11 protein-coding genes are annotated in these 18109 nt (G+C 66.3%); 1 reads left to right on the plus strand and 10 read right to left on the minus strand.

Annotation, left to right across the window (positions count from 1 at the left end):
- Window positions 1-32: 32 nt before the first annotated feature.
- The 6 genes from AC1Q6P_RS21950 to AC1Q6P_RS21975 all read right to left on the minus strand — a co-directional run bounded on the left by AC1Q6P_RS21950 (window position 33) and on the right by AC1Q6P_RS21975 (window position 7281).
- The gene (locus AC1Q6P_RS21950) at window positions 33-839 is read right to left on the minus strand and encodes an ABC transporter ATP-binding protein (protein WP_171829233.1); all 807 of its coding nucleotides are present in this window, start codon (window positions 837-839) and stop codon (window positions 33-35) included.
- Window positions 840-958: 119 nt separating this feature from the next.
- Window positions 959-2284, minus strand: a complete 1326-nt coding sequence (locus AC1Q6P_RS21955) for an ABC transporter substrate-binding protein (RefSeq protein ID WP_492665971.1) — start codon at window positions 2282-2284, stop codon at window positions 959-961.
- Window positions 2285-2366: 82 nt separating this feature from the next.
- Entirely contained in the window at window positions 2367-3431 is a 1065-nt protein-coding gene (locus tag AC1Q6P_RS21960) for a branched-chain amino acid ABC transporter permease (RefSeq protein ID WP_492665972.1), read from the minus strand.
- Between the two features lie 116 nt (window positions 3432-3547).
- The gene (locus tag AC1Q6P_RS21965) at window positions 3548-4477 is read right to left on the minus strand and encodes a branched-chain amino acid ABC transporter permease (protein WP_102767784.1); all 930 of its coding nucleotides are present in this window, start codon (window positions 4475-4477) and stop codon (window positions 3548-3550) included.
- 12 nt (window positions 4478-4489) lie between these two features.
- Complete coding sequence (locus tag AC1Q6P_RS21970; RefSeq protein ID WP_171829247.1) at window positions 4490-5311, minus strand: ABC transporter ATP-binding protein; 822 nt, start codon at window positions 5309-5311, stop codon at window positions 4490-4492.
- Window positions 5312-5334: 23 nt separating this feature from the next.
- On the minus strand, window positions 5335-7281 hold the full coding sequence (locus AC1Q6P_RS21975) for an AMP-dependent synthetase/ligase (RefSeq protein WP_271008485.1): 1947 nt from the start codon (window positions 7279-7281) through the stop codon (window positions 5335-5337).
- A gap of 190 nt (window positions 7282-7471) precedes the next feature.
- Between AC1Q6P_RS21975 and AC1Q6P_RS21980 the strand changes: the two genes are divergently transcribed.
- The gene (locus AC1Q6P_RS21980; RefSeq protein ID WP_492665973.1) at window positions 7472-8236 is read left to right on the plus strand and encodes a Crp/Fnr family transcriptional regulator; all 765 of its coding nucleotides are present in this window, start codon (window positions 7472-7474) and stop codon (window positions 8234-8236) included.
- Window positions 8237-8283: 47 nt separating this feature from the next.
- On the opposite strand, the gene AC1Q6P_RS21985 is transcribed toward AC1Q6P_RS21980, so the two are convergent.
- The 4 genes from AC1Q6P_RS21985 to AC1Q6P_RS22000 form a co-directional block, all read right to left on the minus strand.
- Window positions 8284-8910, minus strand: coding sequence for a GNAT family N-acetyltransferase (locus AC1Q6P_RS21985; RefSeq protein ID WP_492665974.1), 627 nt, complete (start codon window positions 8908-8910; stop codon window positions 8284-8286).
- A gap of 219 nt (window positions 8911-9129) precedes the next feature.
- A complete protein-coding gene (locus AC1Q6P_RS21990; RefSeq protein ID WP_133155160.1) occupies window positions 9130-9711 on the minus strand; it encodes a porin family protein in 582 nt (193 codons plus the stop codon).
- Between the two features lie 230 nt (window positions 9712-9941).
- Window positions 9942-11042, minus strand: coding sequence for a GGDEF domain-containing protein (locus AC1Q6P_RS21995; protein ID WP_492665975.1), 1101 nt, complete (start codon window positions 11040-11042; stop codon window positions 9942-9944).
- 147 nt (window positions 11043-11189) lie between these two features.
- The gene (locus tag AC1Q6P_RS22000; protein WP_492665976.1) at window positions 11190-18104 is read right to left on the minus strand and encodes a hybrid sensor histidine kinase/response regulator; all 6915 of its coding nucleotides are present in this window, start codon (window positions 18102-18104) and stop codon (window positions 11190-11192) included.
- Window positions 18105-18109: the final 5 nt, after the last annotated feature.

An 18109-nucleotide genomic window follows, 5' to 3' on the forward strand; every position in this document is an offset into this window, starting at 1 on the left:
TCGGATAGGGAGATGGGCGTGGCCATAACGGATCAGGCCAGCCAGCGCTTGCGGCGCTTGTAGCTCTTGACATCCTTGAAGCTCTTGCGATCACCGCCACCGGTGCCGAGGTAGAACTCCTTGACGTCCTCGTTCTCGCGCAGCGCCTGGGCCTCACCATCCATGACCACGCGGCCGCTCTCCAGGATGTAGCCATAGTCGGCATAACGCAGCGCCATATTGGTGTTCTGCTCGGCCAGCAAAAAGGTCACGCCCTCCTTGCTGTTGAGGTCTTTGACGATCTCGAAGACCTCTTCAACGATTTGCGGCGCCAGGCCCATGGAGGGCTCGTCCAGCAGCACCATGCGCGGGTTGGCCATCAAGGCGCGGCCGATGGCGCACATCTGCTGCTCGCCGCCCGAGGTGTAGGCAGCCTGCGAGCTGCGCCGGGTCTTGAGGCGGGGGAAGTAGTTGTAGACCTTCTCCAGCGTCTCGGCCACGGCGGCGCGGCCGTCGCGCCGGGTGTAGGCGCCGGTCATCAGGTTGTCCTCGATGCTCAGGTGGGCGAAGCAGTGGCGCCCCTCCATCACCTGCACCACACCGCGGTTGACCATTTCGGCGGTGGAGAGCTTTTCGATGCGCTCGCCGCGCAGCTCGATGCTGCCCTTGCTGACCTCGCCGCGCTCGCCGGCCAGCAGGTTGGACACCGCCCGCAGCGTGGTGGTCTTGCCCGCGCCATTGCCACCGAGCAAGGCCACGATGCGGCCTTCCTGAACCTGCAAGGACACGCCCTTGAGCACCAGGATCACGTGGTTGTAGATGACCTCGATGCCGTTGACGTTGAGGAATGGGGTGGACATGGTGGTGAAGGAGAAAGTGAACCGGTGAATGGGTGAACGGGTGATTGGGTTAACGGGCAGGTGATCGGCGATGGTTCATCGCCGGTTCACCTGCTCATGGCGTCACCCGTTCATCACGCTCAAGACTGGCAGTCCGCGGGGGTCCGCCGCTCGAGCTTCTTCTCCGCCGCGTACTTGTCGGCGGCCTGCTTGACCATGGGCTTCAAGATCTGCTCATCCGCCTGCATCCAGTCGGAGCTGAAGTTCCACTTGGCGCCGTCCCAGGTATGCACGCGGGCCCAGGTGGAACCCATGTGGTCGGCGCAGGAGGTGGACAGCGGGCGCAGCACGCCACCCAGGCCCAAGGCGTCGAGCTTTTTCTGATCCAGTGCCAGGTTCTCCAGCCCCCAGCGAACCTGCTCGCCCGTCATGACCTTGCCTTTGCCAAAGCGCTCCTGGGCGCGCCGCACCGCCTCAATACCCAAGGCCTGGATGATCACGCCGCGGGTGTAGAGCACCGAACCGACCTCATCCTTGGGCCCACTGCCCTGGCCCTTGTCATGCACATGCTTGAGGATGTCCTGGATGACCTTGGGGCTCTGGCCCGAGGTATTCAGCGCCAGCGCGTTGTAGCCCTTGGCACCCTCACCCACGTCCTTGACGTCAGGCTCGGCGCCGGCCCACCAGACGCCGTACATCTTCTCGCGCGGGTAGCCGGTGGCCTGAGCCTCCTTGAGCGCGGTGGAATTCATCACGCCCCAGCCCCAGAGCAGCACATAGTCGGGTCGTTGCTGGCGCACCTGCAGCCACGCGGACTTCTGCTCGACACCTGGCGCCGTGACTGGGATCTTCAGCAGGTCAAAGCCATGCATCTTCTGGCGCTCATCCAGCAGGGGGATGGGCTCCTTGCCGAAGGGCGAGTCGTGATAGACCAGGGCGATCTTCTTGCCCTTGAGCTTGTCGAAGCCGCCCTCTTTCTTGGCCAGATGCTGGATCAGCATGTCGGCCGCCGTCCAGTAGCTGCCCATCAGCGGGAAGTTCCACTTGAAGACATTGCCGTCCTGTGAGGCGGCCAGGCCATAGCCCAGGGTGATCAGGGGGATCTTGTCCTTGATGACCTTGTCGGTCAGCGCAAAGGTGATGCCGGTGGCCTGCGGGTCGAAGAGTGTGGCGCCCTTGCCTTTCAGGCGCTCGTAGCACTCGACACCCTTGTCGGTGGCATAGCCGGTTTCGCATTCTTCATACGTCAGCTTGACGCCGTTCACACCGCCGTCGCGGGCGTTGATCATCTTCAGATAGTCCTGCTTGCCATTGGCCCAGGGCGTGCCGTTGGGGGCATAGGGCCCGGTGCGGTAGACCAGCAGGGGGAAGAACTGCTCCTTGACTTCGGGCGCGGCCTGGGCCGGGCCGAACAGGCCCGATGCAGCTGCGGCCAGGGCCAGAACGAGGGATGGCTTCAGTTTCATGCGTGTCTCCAGTCGATGCGCACTCAAGCGGTGCGTTATGGGTTGAACAAACAGCAGGCGCGAAAAAACAGTGTGGACAAGGTCAGTGCGGGAAGGGCCAGAGCCGCAGCTTCTCCTTGGCCGTGGACCAGAGCCGGGCCAGACCATGGGGCTCCTTGATCAGGAAGAACACGATCAAGGCGCCGAACACCATCAGCTCCAGATGCGAAGCCGTTTCGGTGCTCATGGGCAGGCCCAGCCAGTGCGGAATCTGGTTCAGCAGCAGCGGCAGAAAGATGATGAAGGCGGCGCCAAAGAAGCTGCCCATGATGGAACCCAGGCCGCCGAGGATGACCATGAAGAGCAGTTGGAAGCTGCGGTCGATGGAAAAGGCCGCCGGCTCCCAGGAACCCAGATGCACAAAGCCCCAGAGCGCGCCCGCCACGCCGACGATGAAACTGCTGACGGCAAAGGCGCTGAGCTTGGCGTAGACCGGGCGTATGCCGATGACGGCCGCCGCCACATCCATATCGCGCATGGCCATCCATTCACGGCCGACGGCGCCGCGCACCAGGTTCTTGGTCAGCAGGGCGAACACGCAGACAAAGCTCAGGCAGAACAAATACTTCTGCACCGGCGACTCGATGGCCAGGCCGAAGACGCTGAGATCCGACACCGAGACATTGCCCGACGAGGAATTGTTGGTGAACCATTTGATGCGCAGAAAGGCCCAGTCGCAGAAGAACTGCGCCGCCAGCGTGGCCACCGCCAGATACAGGCCCTTGATGCGCAGCGAGGGAATGCCGAACAGCACGCCCACCACCGTGGAGCACACCCCGCCCAGCAGCAGCGAGAGGATCAGTGGCATGCCCTCGATGCGGACCTGGAAGTTGTAGGCCGTGTACGCGCCCACCGCCATGAAGGCGCCCGTGCCCAGCGAGATCTGTCCGCAGTAACCGACCAGCACATTGAGGCCCAGTGCCGCCAGCGACAGGATCAGAAACGGGATCAGGATGGCCCGGAACAGGTACTCATTGCCCAGCAGGGGCAGGCCGACAAAAGCCAGGGCCAGCAGCGCCGCCATGGCCCAGCGGTCCTGGCGGATCGCCAGGATGGCGCTGTCGGCGCGGTAGCTGGTTTTGAATTGGCCGTTTTCGCGGTAAATCATGTCGTTTGGACGCTCTGTTGCTGGCAAATCAGTGAACCGGTGAACAAGTGAACGGGGGAACCCCGTCCGCCATCACCTGTTCACCTGTTCACCCGTTCACTTACTCACCCACCCACTCACACCCGATCAATGATCTTTTCGCCGAACAAACCCTGAGGCCGAACCAGCAGGAAGAGCAGTGCCAGCACATAGGCGAACCAGATTTCGATGCCGCCGCCCAGGGCCGGGCCGAGGTAGACCTCGGAGACCTTCTCGCCCACGCCGATCAGCAGGCCGCCGATGATGGCGCCGGGCACCGAGGTCAGCCCGCCCAGGATCACCACCGGCAGCGCCTTCAACGCCACCAGCGAGAGCGAGAACTGCACACCCAGTTTGCTGCCCCAGATGATGCCGGCCACCAAGGCCACAAAGCCGGCCACGCTCCAGACGATGACCCAGATGGTGGACAGGGGGATGCCGATGGACTGGGCGGCCTGGTGGTCGTCTGCCACGGCGCGCAGGGCGCGGCCGGTGGCCGTCTTCTGGAAGAACAAGGCCAGCAAGGCCACCATGGCCGCGGCGATCAGCGCGGCGTAGAGGTCTTCCTTGTTGATCAGCACCCCGCCTTCAAAACTCTTCTCGAACAGGAAGATCGGGTCCTTGGGCATGCCGACATCGATCTTGTAGATGTCCGAGCCGAAGACCATCTGGCCCAGGCCTTCGAGGAAATAGGTGATGCCCAGCGTGGCCATCAGCAAGGTGATGCCTTCCTGGTTGACCAGATGCCGCAAGGCCAGGCGCTCCACGCCCCAGGCCACCACCACCATCACCGCAAAGGCCGCGACAAAAGCCAGCAGATTGGCCAGCAGCGGGCTGCTGATGCCGGTCCAGAGCGGGATCCACTCGGCAAAGCGCGCCATCGCCAGGGCCGCGAACAACACCATGGCGCCCTGCGCGAAATTGAACACGCCCGAGGCCTTGTAGATCAGCACAAAGCCCAATGCAATGAGCGAATACAGCATGCCTGTCATCAGGCCGCCGAAGATTGTTTCAATGACGAATCCCATCACGACTCCATCTCAATGCGAGGTGCCCAAATAGGCGCGGATCACGTCTTCGTTCTGTCGCACCTCGGCAGGCGCGCCATCGCCGATCTTCTTGCCGTAGTCGAGCACCACGACGCGGTCGCTGATGTCCATGACCACGCCCATGTCGTGCTCGATCAGCACGATGGTGGTGCCGAACTCGGCGTTGACGTCGAGGATGAAGCGGCACATGTCCTGCTTCTCCTCCACATTCATGCCGGCCATGGGCTCGTCCAGCAGCAGCACCTGCGGCTCCATGGCCAGGGCACGGCCCAGGTCCACGCGCTTTTGCAGGCCGTAAGGCAAGCGGCCGACCGGGGTCTTGCGGTAGGCCTGGATCTCAAGGAAATCGATGATGCGCTCGACCTTCTCGCGCTGCGCGATCTCCTCACGCTCGGCCGCGCCCCAGCGCAGGGCCTGCTGGAGCAGATTGCAGCGCATGTGCAGGCTGCGCCCGGTCATGATGTTGTCCAGCACGCTCATGCCCTTGAACAGGGCCAGGTTCTGGAAGGTGCGGGCCACGCCCATCTCGGCCACCTGGCGCGAGCTCATGTGCTTGAAGGTCTGGCCGCGAAAACTGATCTGCCCCTGCTGCGGCTGATAGACCCCATTGATGCAGTTGAGCATGGAGCTCTTGCCCGCACCGTTGGGGCCGATGATGGAGCGGATCTCATGCTCGCGCACATCGAAGCTGATGTCGGTCAGCGCCTTCACGCCGCCAAAGCTCAGCGAGATGTTGCGCACCTCAAGGATGACATCACCGATCTTCTTGACCGCGGTGTTGTCGCCGGGAATGCTGATGTCGTTTGGGTCCATCGGGCTGCTGCTGCTCATCATCATCAGGCGGCGCTCTTCACGGCCGCGAAGGTCTGGGCATCATTGATGCGCAGATCGGCGGCCACCTTGCCGCTGCGTCCGTCCTCGAACTTGACGGCGGTTTCGATGTACTGCGAACTGCGGCCGGCATACAGTGCCTCGATCAGCACCGCGTACTTCTCGGCAATGGCGCCACGCCGCACCTTGCGGGTGCGAGTCAGCTCACCGTCGTCGGCATCGAGTTCCTTGTGCAGGATCAGGAAGCGGCTGATCTGGCTGCCGGCCAGCAGCGCATCCTGGGCCAGGTCGGCATTGACCTGCTGCACGCAGTCGCGGATCAGCTCGTACACCTCGGGCTTTTGCGCCAGATCGGTGTAGCCGGCATAGGGCAGATTGCGCCGCTCGGCCCAGTTGCCCACGGCATCGAAGTCGATGTTGATGAAGGCGCAGACGCGGTCGCGGCCGTCGCCAAAGGCCACCGCCTCCTTGATGTGGGCAAAGAACTTAAGCTTGTTCTCCACATACTTGGGCGCAAACATGGCGCCATCAAAGGCCCCGCCGCGCAGCCGCCCCACGTCCTTGGCGCGGTCGATGATCTTCAGATGGCCGTGGGCATCGATGAAGCCGGCGTCGCCGGTGTGGAACCAGCCCTCGGGCGTCAGCACCTCGGCCGTGGCCGCCTCGTTCTTGTAGTAGCCCTTGAGCAGGCCCGGCGACTTGACCAGGATCTCGCCGCTCTCGGCCAGCTTGATCTCGACCCCTTCGATGGGCACACCCACGGTGTCGGCGCGGGCCTCATGGTCGGGCTGCAGGCAGACAAAGACGGCAGTCTCGGTCGAGCCATAGAGCTGCTTGAGGTTGATGCCGATGCTGCGGTAGAAGCTGAACAGATCGGGGCCGATGGCCTCGCCCGCGGTGTAGGCCACCCGCACCCGCGAGAGGCCCAGGCTGTTGCGCAAAGGCCCGTAGATCAGCAGATCGCCTAACTGGTATTTCAGCTGATCCAGCAGGCCGACCGGGCGGCCATCCATCAGCGCCGGGCCGACCCGCCGCGCCAGGGCCATGCAGCGAGCGAACAGCCAGCGCTTGGGCCTTGATGCGTCTTCCATGCGAATCATCACGCTGGTCAGCAAGCCCTCGAACACCCGCGGCGGCGCGAAGTAATAGCTCGGGCCGATCTCCTTCAGATCGATGCTGACCGTGCTGGTCGACTCGGGGCAATTGACCACATAGCCGCAGGCCAGCCACTGGGCATAGCTGAAGATGTTCTGGCCGATCCAGGCCGGCGGCAGGTAGGCCAGCACCTCCTCCTCATGGCTGAGGCGGTCGAAACGCGCGCCCGCCTGGGCGCGGTCGATCAGGCTGGCATGGGTGTGGACCACACCCTTGGGGTTGCCCGTGGTGCCCGAGGTGAAGAACATGGCCGCGACATCATGGCTCAGCCCTTGCGCGACCTCGGCGGCAAAAAAGCCGGGGCGAGCCAGGGCATCGTGGCGGCCGCGCTCGCAGAGCTCGTCGAGCGAGCGCAGGCCCATCTCCTGGTAGCTGCGCAGGCCGCGCGGGTCGTCAAACCAGATGTGGCGCAGCTGCGGGCAGTGTTCGCGCAGCTCCAGCATCTTGTCCACCTGCTCCTGGTCCTCGACCACGGCAAAGGCGACCTCGGCGTTGTTGATCGGGAAGACAAACTCGGCCGCCACCGCATCCTGGTACAGCGGTACGGGAATCGCCCCCAGCGACTGGGCCGCCAGCATGGCTGCCGACAGGCGCGGCCGGTTCTCCCCCACCACGATCAGATGCTGGCCCCGCTGCAGGCCGGCGAGCGCCAGCCCATGGGCCAGCTCGCGCACCAGCACGGCCAGCTGCGACCAGCTCAGGGTCTGCCAGATCCCGTATTCCTTTTCACGCAGAGCCGGCGCATCGGGGCGCTCGGCGGCATGGGCCAGCAAGAGGCGAGGAAATGTCGCATCCACGTGTTGTCTCCTGTGTCGTGCATGCAAGACCCGCAAGAAGCGGTGCTGCCGACATCTGTTGCCTGCATGGTAGGCCGTCACTTTGACGCTGTGTTGTCGTTGTAACGACAATTCAAGGGACTCCCCCGCCGGTACTTTCCCGGGGGTGGCCTGTAAGCGCTGCGTCATCTTGGGCGGTGGACACTGCCGTATGAATTCAGCGTCAGGGCCCCGTTCCGAGAGCGGCGGGCCTCATCCACCATCCAGCCCCAGCATCCCTTTGCGCCAGCGCGCCCGCCCGGCCACGGCGGCCGAGCTGGCCGCCATCCCCTGGCTGGATCTCTTGGACGAGGCGCAGCGCGAGCGCGCCGTGCAGCAGCTGCAAGTGGCCGAGGCCGATGTCGGCGAGCGCGTCTGCCGCATCGGCCGGCCGGCGACCTTCTGGTTCGGCGTGGTCGATGGCCTGCTCAAGATGAGCAATGACGACTCCAGTGGACAAGCCATCACCTTCACCGGCGTGCCGCCTGGCGGCTGGTTTGGCGAGGGCACCCTGCTCAAGCGCGAAAGCTACCGCTACAACATCCAGGCCCTGCGGCGCAGCGTGGTGGCCGGCCTGCCGATCGAGGCGTTTCATGAGCTGCTGGAGGGCAGCATCCCCTTCAACCGCTTCATGCTCAACCAGCTGAACGAGCGCCTGGGCCAGTTCATCGCCGCGCGCGAGATCGACCGCATCAGCGACCCCGAGCTGCGCGTCGCCCGCAACCTCGCCGCCCTCTTCCACCCCCAGCTCTACCCCGGCGTGGGCAGCCTGCTGCGTATCACCCAGCAAGAGCTGGGCTACTTGGTCGGCCTGTCCCGCCAACGCGTCAACCTGGCCCTGCACACCTTGGCGGGCCATGGCCTGATCCGCATCGAATACGGCGGCCTGCGGGTGCTCGATTTGCAGGGGCTGAGGCGATTTCCGGTGCTGGCTTGAGCCCGCCGGTTGCACCAGGGCGGCCGAACATGGCCGCCGCATGAGCTTCAGGCGCTGTACGCGCCGAACGAGGATTCTGGGCTTAGCGCTTGCTCGGTTAGAGCCGCCGCTTGACGCCGGCTCTGCGCCAAATGAGCCCGATGCGCCGGCGTGGTTTCAAACAACAGGCTGGGGGCCTGCTTGGGCACATCGGCCAAAGCGCCTTTCAAGCGCATGCCCAGCCGCTCCAGGGTGCGGCGGGTGGGCAGATCGGTGGGGCGAACCAGGGCCAAAACCGAAGGTGCGTGCAGTTCCTGAAAAGCCTGCTGCAAGGCCAGTTCACCGACCTCGGTGGCATAGCCCAAGCCCCAGGACTGCGGATGAAGCCAGAGCTTCAGGCACAAGCTTTGCCGGCCATCGACCGCCTGCCACATCAGGCCGCCAAAGCCCAGCAGATCCTTGCCCTCATCGCCGCCGAGACTCATGGCCCAGCAACCATAGCCCCAGCGCTGCCAGTGCAGCTGCCAGGACTGCAGCAACTCCAAGCTGGCCTCACGTGAGGTGGGCTGAGGCCGTGTCCGCTGCGTCAGCGGGTCGGACTGGATGCGATGCAGAGCCTCCAGATCACTCGCCACGGGTGCTCGCAACAACAGCCGCCCGCTCGCCATGGGACCCCAAGCCTCGCTCAATGCCATGAATGCCTGCCCTTCAACGGTGAAATACCAGTGAAAACCCTAGGCCATACCTTAACGGCAATGCAGGGGATGCGAACACCCCCCGATCACAGGGGCGCGCTATCCGCACAAATCGGCGTAACGGCACCACAAAGCAAGCACGCCCCGCGGCAAAGCTTGCGCACGGGGCGTGTCCTCATGCAGGGCCTCGATTCGCGGCGAAGGCCCTGCCAAGCTTGATCAGAAGCGGTACTTCACGCCTGCGGTCCAGGTGTTCATGTGCTCACCGTAGGTGCTGGCAACCGGCGCCTTGTTGTAGCGGGTCAGCTCGGTACGCAGGGACCAGTTCTTGTCCAAGGCGTACTCGGCACCCAGGCCGAGCTTGAAGCCGACGCCGTGAGCGTTCTGGCCGTCGATGCCACTGAACTTGCGGTCGAGATGGCTGGCACCCAGACGGCCGTAGACGGCGAACTTGTCGCTCACGGGCAAGCGGCCGATGGCGTCCAGGGAGTAAGCCGTGGTCTTGCTTTCGGTGCTGCCGATGCCGTGGGTGCCCAGGCGCTGCACGCTCAGCTCGGTGGCGAAGTGCTTGTTGAACTGGTAGCCACCGCTGATGCCGTAGATGGTGCCGCGCTTGTCGGTGGCGACTGCCGGGCTGGTGGGGCTGCTCAGGTTGTTGCGGGACTGACCCAGGTCACCACTGAGGTAGAAGCCCGAATCACCGGACGATGCGGCACGTGCGGCGCCGCTGGCCGCGCCCAGTGCGAGGGCCAAAGCCGAGATGGAAGCCAGGGCGATCTTGGAGTTCTTGTTCTTGGTCATGGTGGGTTCCTTTCCTTCGCGGCCGCCGAGGCGGGCCGCATCACAGGGTTTCAACACTCGCGGCAAGTCGGGGGCAGAGGCCTCAGGGCTTGCTGTCTTGCTGCGATGAATTCATTGTGTCGAAGGGGGCCCGCCAGGTCAGTGCACGCTCGGTGTGTGCTCTGTGACGGTCTGTGACGGCTGGAAAAAAGAACCCGATTGCCGAGCCGGGCCGAACTCAGCGCTTCAGCTCAGAACAGCTCCATATCGCTGAGCTGGGCCACTTCCTGCATCTGGCCGGCAGAGACCAGATCGGCATGGTTGTGCACCTGGTTGCGACCGTTGTCCTTGGCGTGATAGACGGCCTTGTCGGCGCGCTCGAAGGCCGCCGCGGGCGAGTCGCCCACGCGGACCTGGGTGAAGCCGATGCTGACCGTGATCCGCCCCACCTGTGGGAAGGCGTAGTGCTCGGTGTTGTGGCGCAGGCGCTCGAAGGCCTGGGCTGCGTCCAGCCCCACATCGCAGCGCATCAGCACCACGAACTCTTCGCCACCGAAGCGGTAGAGCAGGTCGTGAAAGCGGAAGCTGCTACGCATCAGGCGCGAGAGCAAGAGCAAGACCTCGTCCCCGATCAAGTGACCGAAGCGGTCGTTGACCGATTTGAAATGGTCGATGTCGATCACGCCGAGGAAGTACTGCGGCTGGCCGTGCTCATGACGCCGCTCGCCCTCGCCTTCGTCATGCGACATCACGCCCGAGGAGGCGTTGGCCGCCAGCTCGCCCAGGGCCTTGAGAAAGCTCTCCTCGAAGGTCTTGCGGTTGAGCAAGCCCGTCAAGGTGTCGCGTTCGCTGTAGTCCAGCAGGCCCTGGAAGTTGTGATAAATCCGCAGAACGCTGCTGACCATGCGCTGCGACTTGCTCTTGAGGCGGCTCAAGGAATGGACCTCCACCACGCCAACCACCTCACGCTCGGTGGCGATGGGGAAGAGGTTGATCCACAGCCCGGGGGCCGGGTTGGCAGCCCCTTCCGCTTCAACAGCCTCCAGCGCAGGCGCCAGCTGCCACTGCAGTACGGTGCGGCTGCGCATGCATTCCAGGCGCTCGGGGAAGTCTTGCGCGAGCGGCAGACGTTCGGGCTCCATCCAGAGCGGGTCGGCCGTGGCCACGACGTCGTCGGCGCACAGCCGGGCGCGCGTCAACCAGCGTTCATGACCGGCCTCGCCGATGCAGCGGTAGATCGCCACCGAGCTCGGTTCCAGCAAATCGCGCAGGGCCGACACCAGGGTGACGTCCATGACATCGCGATCGCGGAACCCGGTCAACTCGGCGAGATGATCAACGACTTCAGACATGAAGGCTACGGTCAAAAAAGAATGGCCCCGAATCGGGGCCGGAGGGCCGGTGAACGCCGGCCCAAGATTCGGCTTGCGAGCTGCGGTCGCAGCAGCAGCAGCAAAAGACGAGGGCCGCCTGCATGGCCACCCTCGCCTGCCGCCCCTTCAAGGCAGCAAGGCCGCTGCCTCCGTCTTGCTGTGCGCTTGCGTCGCAGTGTAGCGAGCAATGAGCTCCAGCAAGTGCGCTTCGTCATAGGGCTTGCCCAGGTAATGATCGGCGCCCAGCTGCTCGGCATAGTCGCGGTGCTTCTGCGCGATCCGCGAGGTGATCATCACCACCGGCAGCGCACGCAGGCGGGCATCGCCACGGATGTTGCGCAGCAGGTCGAAACCGTCCATGCGCGGCATCTCGATGTCGGACAGCACCAGGGCTGGCAACTCGTCGCCACCCAAGGCCTCCATCGCATCGAGGCCATCCTTGGCCAGCTGCACGCGGTAGCCTTCGCGCTCCAGCAAGCGCTGGGTGACGCGACGCACGGTCAGCGAGTCGTCGACCACCAGCACCAGCGGCGGCAGATCCTCGGCCGGCTCGGCCACCGCTTGCAGCGGCACCATGCCGGTCGCTTCGGCCAGCTCGGCGGCCTCGCGGGCCTCAACCAGGCGCTGCTGTGCTTGCTCACCGTACCAGGCCGCCAGGGCCACCGGGTTGTAGATCAGCGCCACATCACCCGAAGCCAGCAGGCTCACACCCGCCAGGCCCGGTACGCGGCTCAGCTGTGCGCCGATGTTCTTGACCACCACTTCCTGGTTGCCCAGCACTTCATCCACGTGCAGGGCCAGGCGCTGCTGCGCGCTACGCATCAGCACCACCGGCAGGTAACGGCCCTGACCATGGCCCCGGCCCGGCTGGCCCAGCAGGCCGCCCAGCCAGTAGAACGGCAGGGTCTCGCCGCCATGGTTCAGTGTGCCGTTGGCGTAGGCAGCCTCGACCTGATCCTGAGGCACGCGTTGCAGCGAATCCATCAAGCTGGCGGGCACCGCCACCACCTGGTCGCCGCTGCGCAGCAGCACGACCTGGGTCAGCGCCGTGGTCAGCGGCAGGCGCAGCGCAAAGCGCGTGCCCTGGCCCGGGGTTGATTCGGTCGTGATCGAACCACCCAGGGTGCTGACTTCGGCCCGCACCACGTCCATGCCCACGCCGCGGCCGCTCAGCTCGGTCACCTGGGTGGCCGTGGAGAAGCCGGAGGTGAAGATCAGCTGCATCAGCGCCGCATCAGTGAGCGACTCGCCGGCCTGGATCAGGCCCATTTGCTCGCCACGTTCGCGGATGCGTTTCAGGTCCAGGCCGGCACCGTCATCGCTGAAGCTGAGCAGGATTTCATTGCCCTCCTGGCGCAGCTCGAGGCGCACCGTGCCTTGCGCGGGCTTGCCCAGGGCCTGGCGTTGCTCGGGCGCCTCGATGCCGTGGCTGATGCTGTTGCGCAGCAGATGCTCAAACGGCCCCGCCATGCGCTCCAGCACGCTGCGGTCCAGCTCGGTCTGGCCGCCGATGATCTCCAGCTGGGCTTGCCGGCCGGCATCGCGCGAGGCCTGGCGCACCACGCGGTGCATGCGCTCACCCAGGCTGTCGAACTCGACCAGTCGCGTGCGCAGCAAATCGTCCTGCAGCTCACGCGTCAGCCGCGATTGCGCCGCCAGCTCGTCTTCACCCAGCTGCACATTGCGCTGCAAGGCGCGCTGCACGGTGGCCACGTCGCCGACCGATTCGGTCAGCATCTTGGTCAGCTCCTGGAAGCGGGTGTAGCGGTCGAACTCCAGCGGGTCGAAATCGCGGCCGGCCTTTTGATGCAGCTCCTGCTGCGTGCCCATCTGGGCTTCGGCCTGCAGCTCCAGCTCGCGCAACTGGGTGCGCAGGCGAGACAAGTTGTCGTCCAGATCGAGCAGCGAGCCCTTCATCTGCGCCAGCTCGGACTCCAGGCGCGCACGCCGGATGCTGACCTCGCCGGCCTGGGCCGTCATGCGCTCCAGCAGGCTGCCGCGCACGCGCACCATGGCCTGCGGGCCCGCGCCCGGCAGCTCGATGGTGATGTCGTCCGGGCTGGCCTGGCGCTCGCTGAAACGCGACCAGTCGATGCGGCGCGGCGCCACCGGCTCGGGGACCGGTTCCTGCGGGGGTTCAAGCGAGGCATCGCTCTCCGCCGCAAGACGTTCGACCGCCAGGTCCGGAGTGGGCGTCTCGCTCGCATCGGGCAAGGCGATGTCCACCTCGGCGGCGGGTGCGGCCGCTGTCGCTTGCACCTCCACCACCTCGGTGGCGGTGAAGGGGTCGAGATCGGGCACTTGTTCGCGGGCCAGCAGACGATCCAGACCGGCTTCCAGCGCATCGCCACCATCCTGCAAGGCCTGCAAGGTGGCGCTGTCCGGCGGGTCCATGGCCAGCGCCGCCTCGACGGCCGACTCCAGCTCGTGGGCCTGCTCACCCAGGCGCATCGCGCCGGTCAGGCGGGCGCCACCCTTGAAGGTGTGCAGGGCGCGCATGCAAGCGTCGGCTGCACTGCGGTCTTGCGGACGGGCCAGCCAGTCGCGCAAGGCGGCATGCAGCTGCGGCAGCAGCTCGCGGGCTTCTTCTTCGAAGATGGGCAGCAAGACGGGGTCGATCTCGTCGGGCAAGCCCGGCTCCACCTCGTCCTGATCGGCCGTGGGCGTGGGCTCGACCGGTGCAGGCGCGGCCGCCTGGAAGGCCGGCAGATGCAGGTCCAGGGTGTCGTCGGCCACGGTCGGGGTCGGGCCTTCGGGCTCGCCCAGATCGTCCAGCTCATCGAAGCTGCCCAGATGGCTGCTGTCCACCTCGGGCTCGTACGCATGCAGGCGCTCGACCAGCGAGGCATCCACGCTGCGCAAGAAACCGGCCGCGAACTGATGCAGCAACTGACGAATGTCCTCGGCCGCACGCTCGAAGAGCTGGCCTTCGGCCTCGCTGAAGCGCTGGGCACGCTGGGCCCGGCCCAGCGCATGCTCCAGGGCACGGGCCAGGGTCGACAGGTCCTCATAACCCACCGTGGCGGAGTTGCCGGCCAGGGCATGGGCCAGCGACTCACACTGCGGTGGCACCGGCGGAGTCAACTCCATGGCCCATTCGGCCAGGGTGGTGGCCAGGCGGCGCGAAAGTTCGTCGGCCTCGTTCAGGAAGATGTTGAACAGCGTGATGCTGATGCGCAGCGGGCCAATGACCTTGACGCCCTCATCGGCGCTTTCATCGGCGCCTTCATCGCTGCCAACATCTTGCCCCTGCCCAACCTCGTCTGCTTCGGCCGAAGCCTGCGCTGCAGCGGCCGACTCGGCCTGCGGACGCTCTTGCGAGCTGACCAGGCTGAGGTGAGGCACCAGGGAAATCACCGGCGCCAGCGGCAACTCGGCGGCTTCGATGGCGTCGGGCGAAGATGCACCGGCCGCGTCCTCGGCCTCCAGGGCGTGGGCAGCGTCAGCGGGTGACTCAAGAACCTGAACCTCGTCTACCGGGTCTGCAGCCACCTCGAGCACCTGCTCGGCGGCGGATTCCTCACCCTGCGGAGTTTCGTCGGGCGCCGCGGCCAGGCTCAATGCCTCGTCGAGGGCACCATCGCTGACACCGTCGAGATTCAGCGTCAGCTCGGCTGCCGCGTCGGCATCCACGCCGGCTTCCAGGTCGGTTTCAGCAGCGGTCTCCGGCACCGCCGGCGCATCGGCCTCGGCGTTCATTTCCGCTGCGGCTTCCACCAACTCGCCCAGCTCCAGATCGAGCTCGAACTCGGGCAGTTCGAAGTCGGCCGCCGGCGGTGCGTCTTCGGCCACTGGCGCATCCTGCGGCAGGTCCAGCACAAAGGGCTGATCCAGCGCCAGGGTCTCAAAACTGCCACCTTCGGGCAGCGCGTGAACGTCCTGCGCGGGCGCACTCGCGTCTGCCTCGCGCGGCGCCATGTCCATCAACTCGGTGGCGGTAGCGGGCTCGGCTTCATCCGCCTGCGCCAGATCGAGCAACTCGGTCAGCAAGGGCGGTTGCGCAGCATCGGGCTCAGGGGCTGCGCTCGCGACCGCGGCTGACGCGGCGTCTGCGACGCCCATGTCCAGCGGCGCAGTCGCCACCCAATCGGTCAACTCGGGCAGTTCCGGCATCAGCTGGGTGGACAACTGGGTCGACAGCTCGGTGTCGGCGCCCGCATCAGACGCTTCTTCCAGAGGCGGAAGCTCGGGCGCCTCGGCCTTGGCGGCCTCGGCAGGCTCTGCCAGCAGCGGCAGATCCAGCTCCAGTTCCAGATCCAACCCGGGCTCCTCGGTCAGCAGCGGCGGCTCGACCGAAACCGCCGGCAGCGGCGGCTCGACGGGCGCAGGCTCCAGCGAACCGGCAAGCTCGGCCAAGGCTTGCAGCTCCTCGCTGACGCTCACGGCCGGCAAGGACGCGTCTTCGGGCAAGTTCAGCTCTGGCAAGGCCAGTTCCGGCGCGACCGCCTCCAGCGCTTGCGGGCTCTCGACACCCGGCACAGACCGTTCGTCCGGGCTCAGTTCATCCAATGCCGCATCGCTGAGCGGCGGCAGGTCTTCGACCGGCAGGAACAGCTCCTGGGCCGGAGCTTCGATCGCCGGCTCGGGCGGCATTTCGGCCTCCGGCAACTGGCGGCCCGGCCAATCCAGGGCCAGAGCTTCGCCCTGCAGACGCAGCGCGTCGGCGCTGCGACGCAGCGGGTCGGGCAGGAAGGCGCCGCTTTGGCGGCCAGCGATCTGCTCGCACCACTGGCCCAGATAGTCCAGGGCCTCGGCGCTGAAGGCCAGCAATGGCGCATCGGCATGCGGCGTGACATCGGCCAGGCGCGCGTTGAACAGCTGCTCGCAGGCCCAGGCACCCTCGCCGTAGGCATCGAAGCCCACCATGCGCGAGCTGCCCTTGAGGGTATGGAAGGCTCGGCGCAGCGTGGTCAGCTGTTCGCGGTCGCTGCCATCTTCGTGCAAGGCGGCCAGCGCCTGGCGCGCATGGGCCAGGACCTCGGTGGCCTCTTCCAGGAAGATCTCCTGCATCTCCGGGTCTTGCGCGAAGGCGGCAGGTGCGGGTGCAGGTGGGGGTGCCGGTGCGGCAACAGCGGCTGCCGCGGCCGGAGTCTCCACCGCATCGGCGGCCACCGTATCGGCGCCATCGAGATGCAAGGCCGGCAGCCCCAGATCGCCGACTTCTTCCAGCGGCGCAGGATGGGCCGGCGGGGCGGCCTTGGGGCTGCTGTCCAGATCCAGCTGGATCAGGCCATCGAAAGGCGCCGGTGCCGAGACTGCCATGGGCGGCAGCGGGCTGGCATCGGCACGCCGCCCCATGACCGGGTTCAGACGACCCGCGGCCTCGTCAAAGACAAACATGCGCTTGGCCAGCTGAGGCTGGACGCTGAGCATGTCGATCAAGAAACCCAGGGCACCCAGATTGTTGGCCAGGCGCTCGAAGAGCTCGCGCGGCCCCCCACGCTCGGTGTCAACCTCGGTGTTGGCCAGCTCATCGACTTCATCGCGCATGCGCACGCAGGCCTGCGCAGCCTGATCGAGGCCCAGCACGGTCAGCACGCCGCGCATGGCGGAGAGCTGGGCCGGCACCGGGATCAGCTTGGCGCGCTGGCTGGGGTCGCGGAAATACTCATCGGCCTGGCGCTCGACTTCCGACAGGCTGGCGCGCAGCTCATGCACCACGCTGCCCAGGGTCTGGCGGTCCGAGACGCGGCGGTACAGGTCCTCCATCCAGGCATCCAGCGGCTGCGGCGCGTCACCATGGGCGACCGCGTCGATGCGCTGGGCCAGGGCACGCACGCGCTCGGCCTGTTCGGGCTGGTCGAAAGCGGCGTCATCCAGCGCCGCTTCGACATACAACATGCTGGTGGCCACTTCCATGGCCAGCGCGGGGCTGGGTGGCTGGCCCGAGCGCAGGGTGGCAACCACCGCGCGCTGCAGGGTCTGGCCCAGCACCTCGCCACTGGGGAAGAGGCGCTGCAAGGACTCGGCCACGGCCGCGAACTGCTCGTCCAGGCCGGCCAGGCGATGGCTGTCGCCCTCGGCCGCGCTGCCCCAGGAGTCCTTGGCCACGCCGACCCGGCGGCGCGCCTGCGCCACCCAGGCCGGGTCGATATGACCCAAGGTCTGGTCTTCGTAATCGCCGCGGAAATCAGCGTTCAAGCCAAAGGCATGACGCACCGCGCTGAGGCGGGGCGCGGCGCGTTCGCTGGCGGGATCGCGCGCCTGGGCACAGAAGAACAGGAGGTCTTGCGCCAGTCGTTCCTGCACCGCCGGGTCGACCTGGCGACCGAGCTTGAGCTGGGACAGCAGGCGCGAGCCCAGGCGCTTGACGAAGGCATCGCCGTCGAGCAGGCCCAGGGCTTGCGCCTGGAACTGAGCGGCGGCCAGCTGCCAGAGCGTGCGTCCATGGGTGTCGATCAGGCCCGCAGCGAGGCCGGCGCACAGATCGCTCAGGCGGCCGGCAAAGGCCGGGCTGGGCGTGCGCATGTGCTTGAGCAAGGCCGCTTCGAAGGGCGCGCGGCCCTGCTCGGGAGCCAGGGCCGCGCAGCCGGGCTCGGCCGGCACCTCGCACCAGCGCCATTCGTACTGCCAGAGGTCGGCCGGGTGCACGCGCTCGGCGTCGTTGAAGGTCTGCAGCTCGCGGTAGGCGGGGAACAGGCTCAGGGTCGAGGCCTTGTTGCCGGCCAGCAGGCGGGCGATATAGCTGAGCAGGGCGAAATTGGCGCGCTCGATGGTCTCGACCCGGAAAGGGTCGACCAGATCGGTGCGATCGGCCAGGCGCAGCACCGCCTGCTCGGCGGCGCGCAGCACGGTGGCACCGGCCGGCAGGCCGACCAGGGACAGCACGCCCGCCACCTGGTGCAGCTCGGCGGCGGCCGCCTGCAGCGACTTGGAGCTGGAGGGAACCTCGGCGCCCAGCACGCTGAACTTGCTGTCGCCATCGCGCAGCATGCGCCGCAGCGCCTTGTGAACCGATTCAAGGGAACGGCGCAACTCCTCCTGCACCCACGCCAAAGGGCTGAGGTCGGGAGGGAACTCGGACTCGCGGAACTGATCCATGCCGG

The sequence above is a fragment of the Roseateles sp. GW835-FHT13E02 genome (assembly GCF_058794035.1).

Coding starts and splice junctions, on each gene's coding strand:
- AC1Q6P_RS21960 (WP_492665972.1), bottom strand. CDS start 3,431: ATGATTTACCGCGAAAACGGCCAATTCAAAACCAGCTACCGCGCCGAC.
- AC1Q6P_RS22000 (WP_492665976.1), bottom strand. CDS start 18,104: ATGGATCAGTTCCGCGAGTCCGAGTTCCCTCCCGACCTCAGCCCTTTG.
- AC1Q6P_RS21995 (WP_492665975.1), bottom strand. CDS start 11,042: ATGTCTGAAGTCGTTGATCATCTCGCCGAGTTGACCGGGTTCCGCGAT.
- AC1Q6P_RS21970 (WP_171829247.1), bottom strand. CDS start 5,311: ATGGACCCAAACGACATCAGCATTCCCGGCGACAACACCGCGGTCAAG.
- AC1Q6P_RS21990 (WP_133155160.1), bottom strand. CDS start 9,711: ATGACCAAGAACAAGAACTCCAAGATCGCCCTGGCTTCCATCTCGGCT.
- AC1Q6P_RS21985 (WP_492665974.1), bottom strand. CDS start 8,910: ATGGCATTGAGCGAGGCTTGGGGTCCCATGGCGAGCGGGCGGCTGTTG.
- AC1Q6P_RS21955 (WP_492665971.1), bottom strand. CDS start 2,284: ATGAAACTGAAGCCATCCCTCGTTCTGGCCCTGGCCGCAGCTGCATCG.
- AC1Q6P_RS21980 (WP_492665973.1), top strand. CDS start 7,472: ATGAATTCAGCGTCAGGGCCCCGTTCCGAGAGCGGCGGGCCTCATCCA.
- AC1Q6P_RS21965 (WP_102767784.1), bottom strand. CDS start 4,477: ATGGGATTCGTCATTGAAACAATCTTCGGCGGCCTGATGACAGGCATG.
- AC1Q6P_RS21950 (WP_171829233.1), bottom strand. CDS start 839: ATGTCCACCCCATTCCTCAACGTCAACGGCATCGAGGTCATCTACAAC.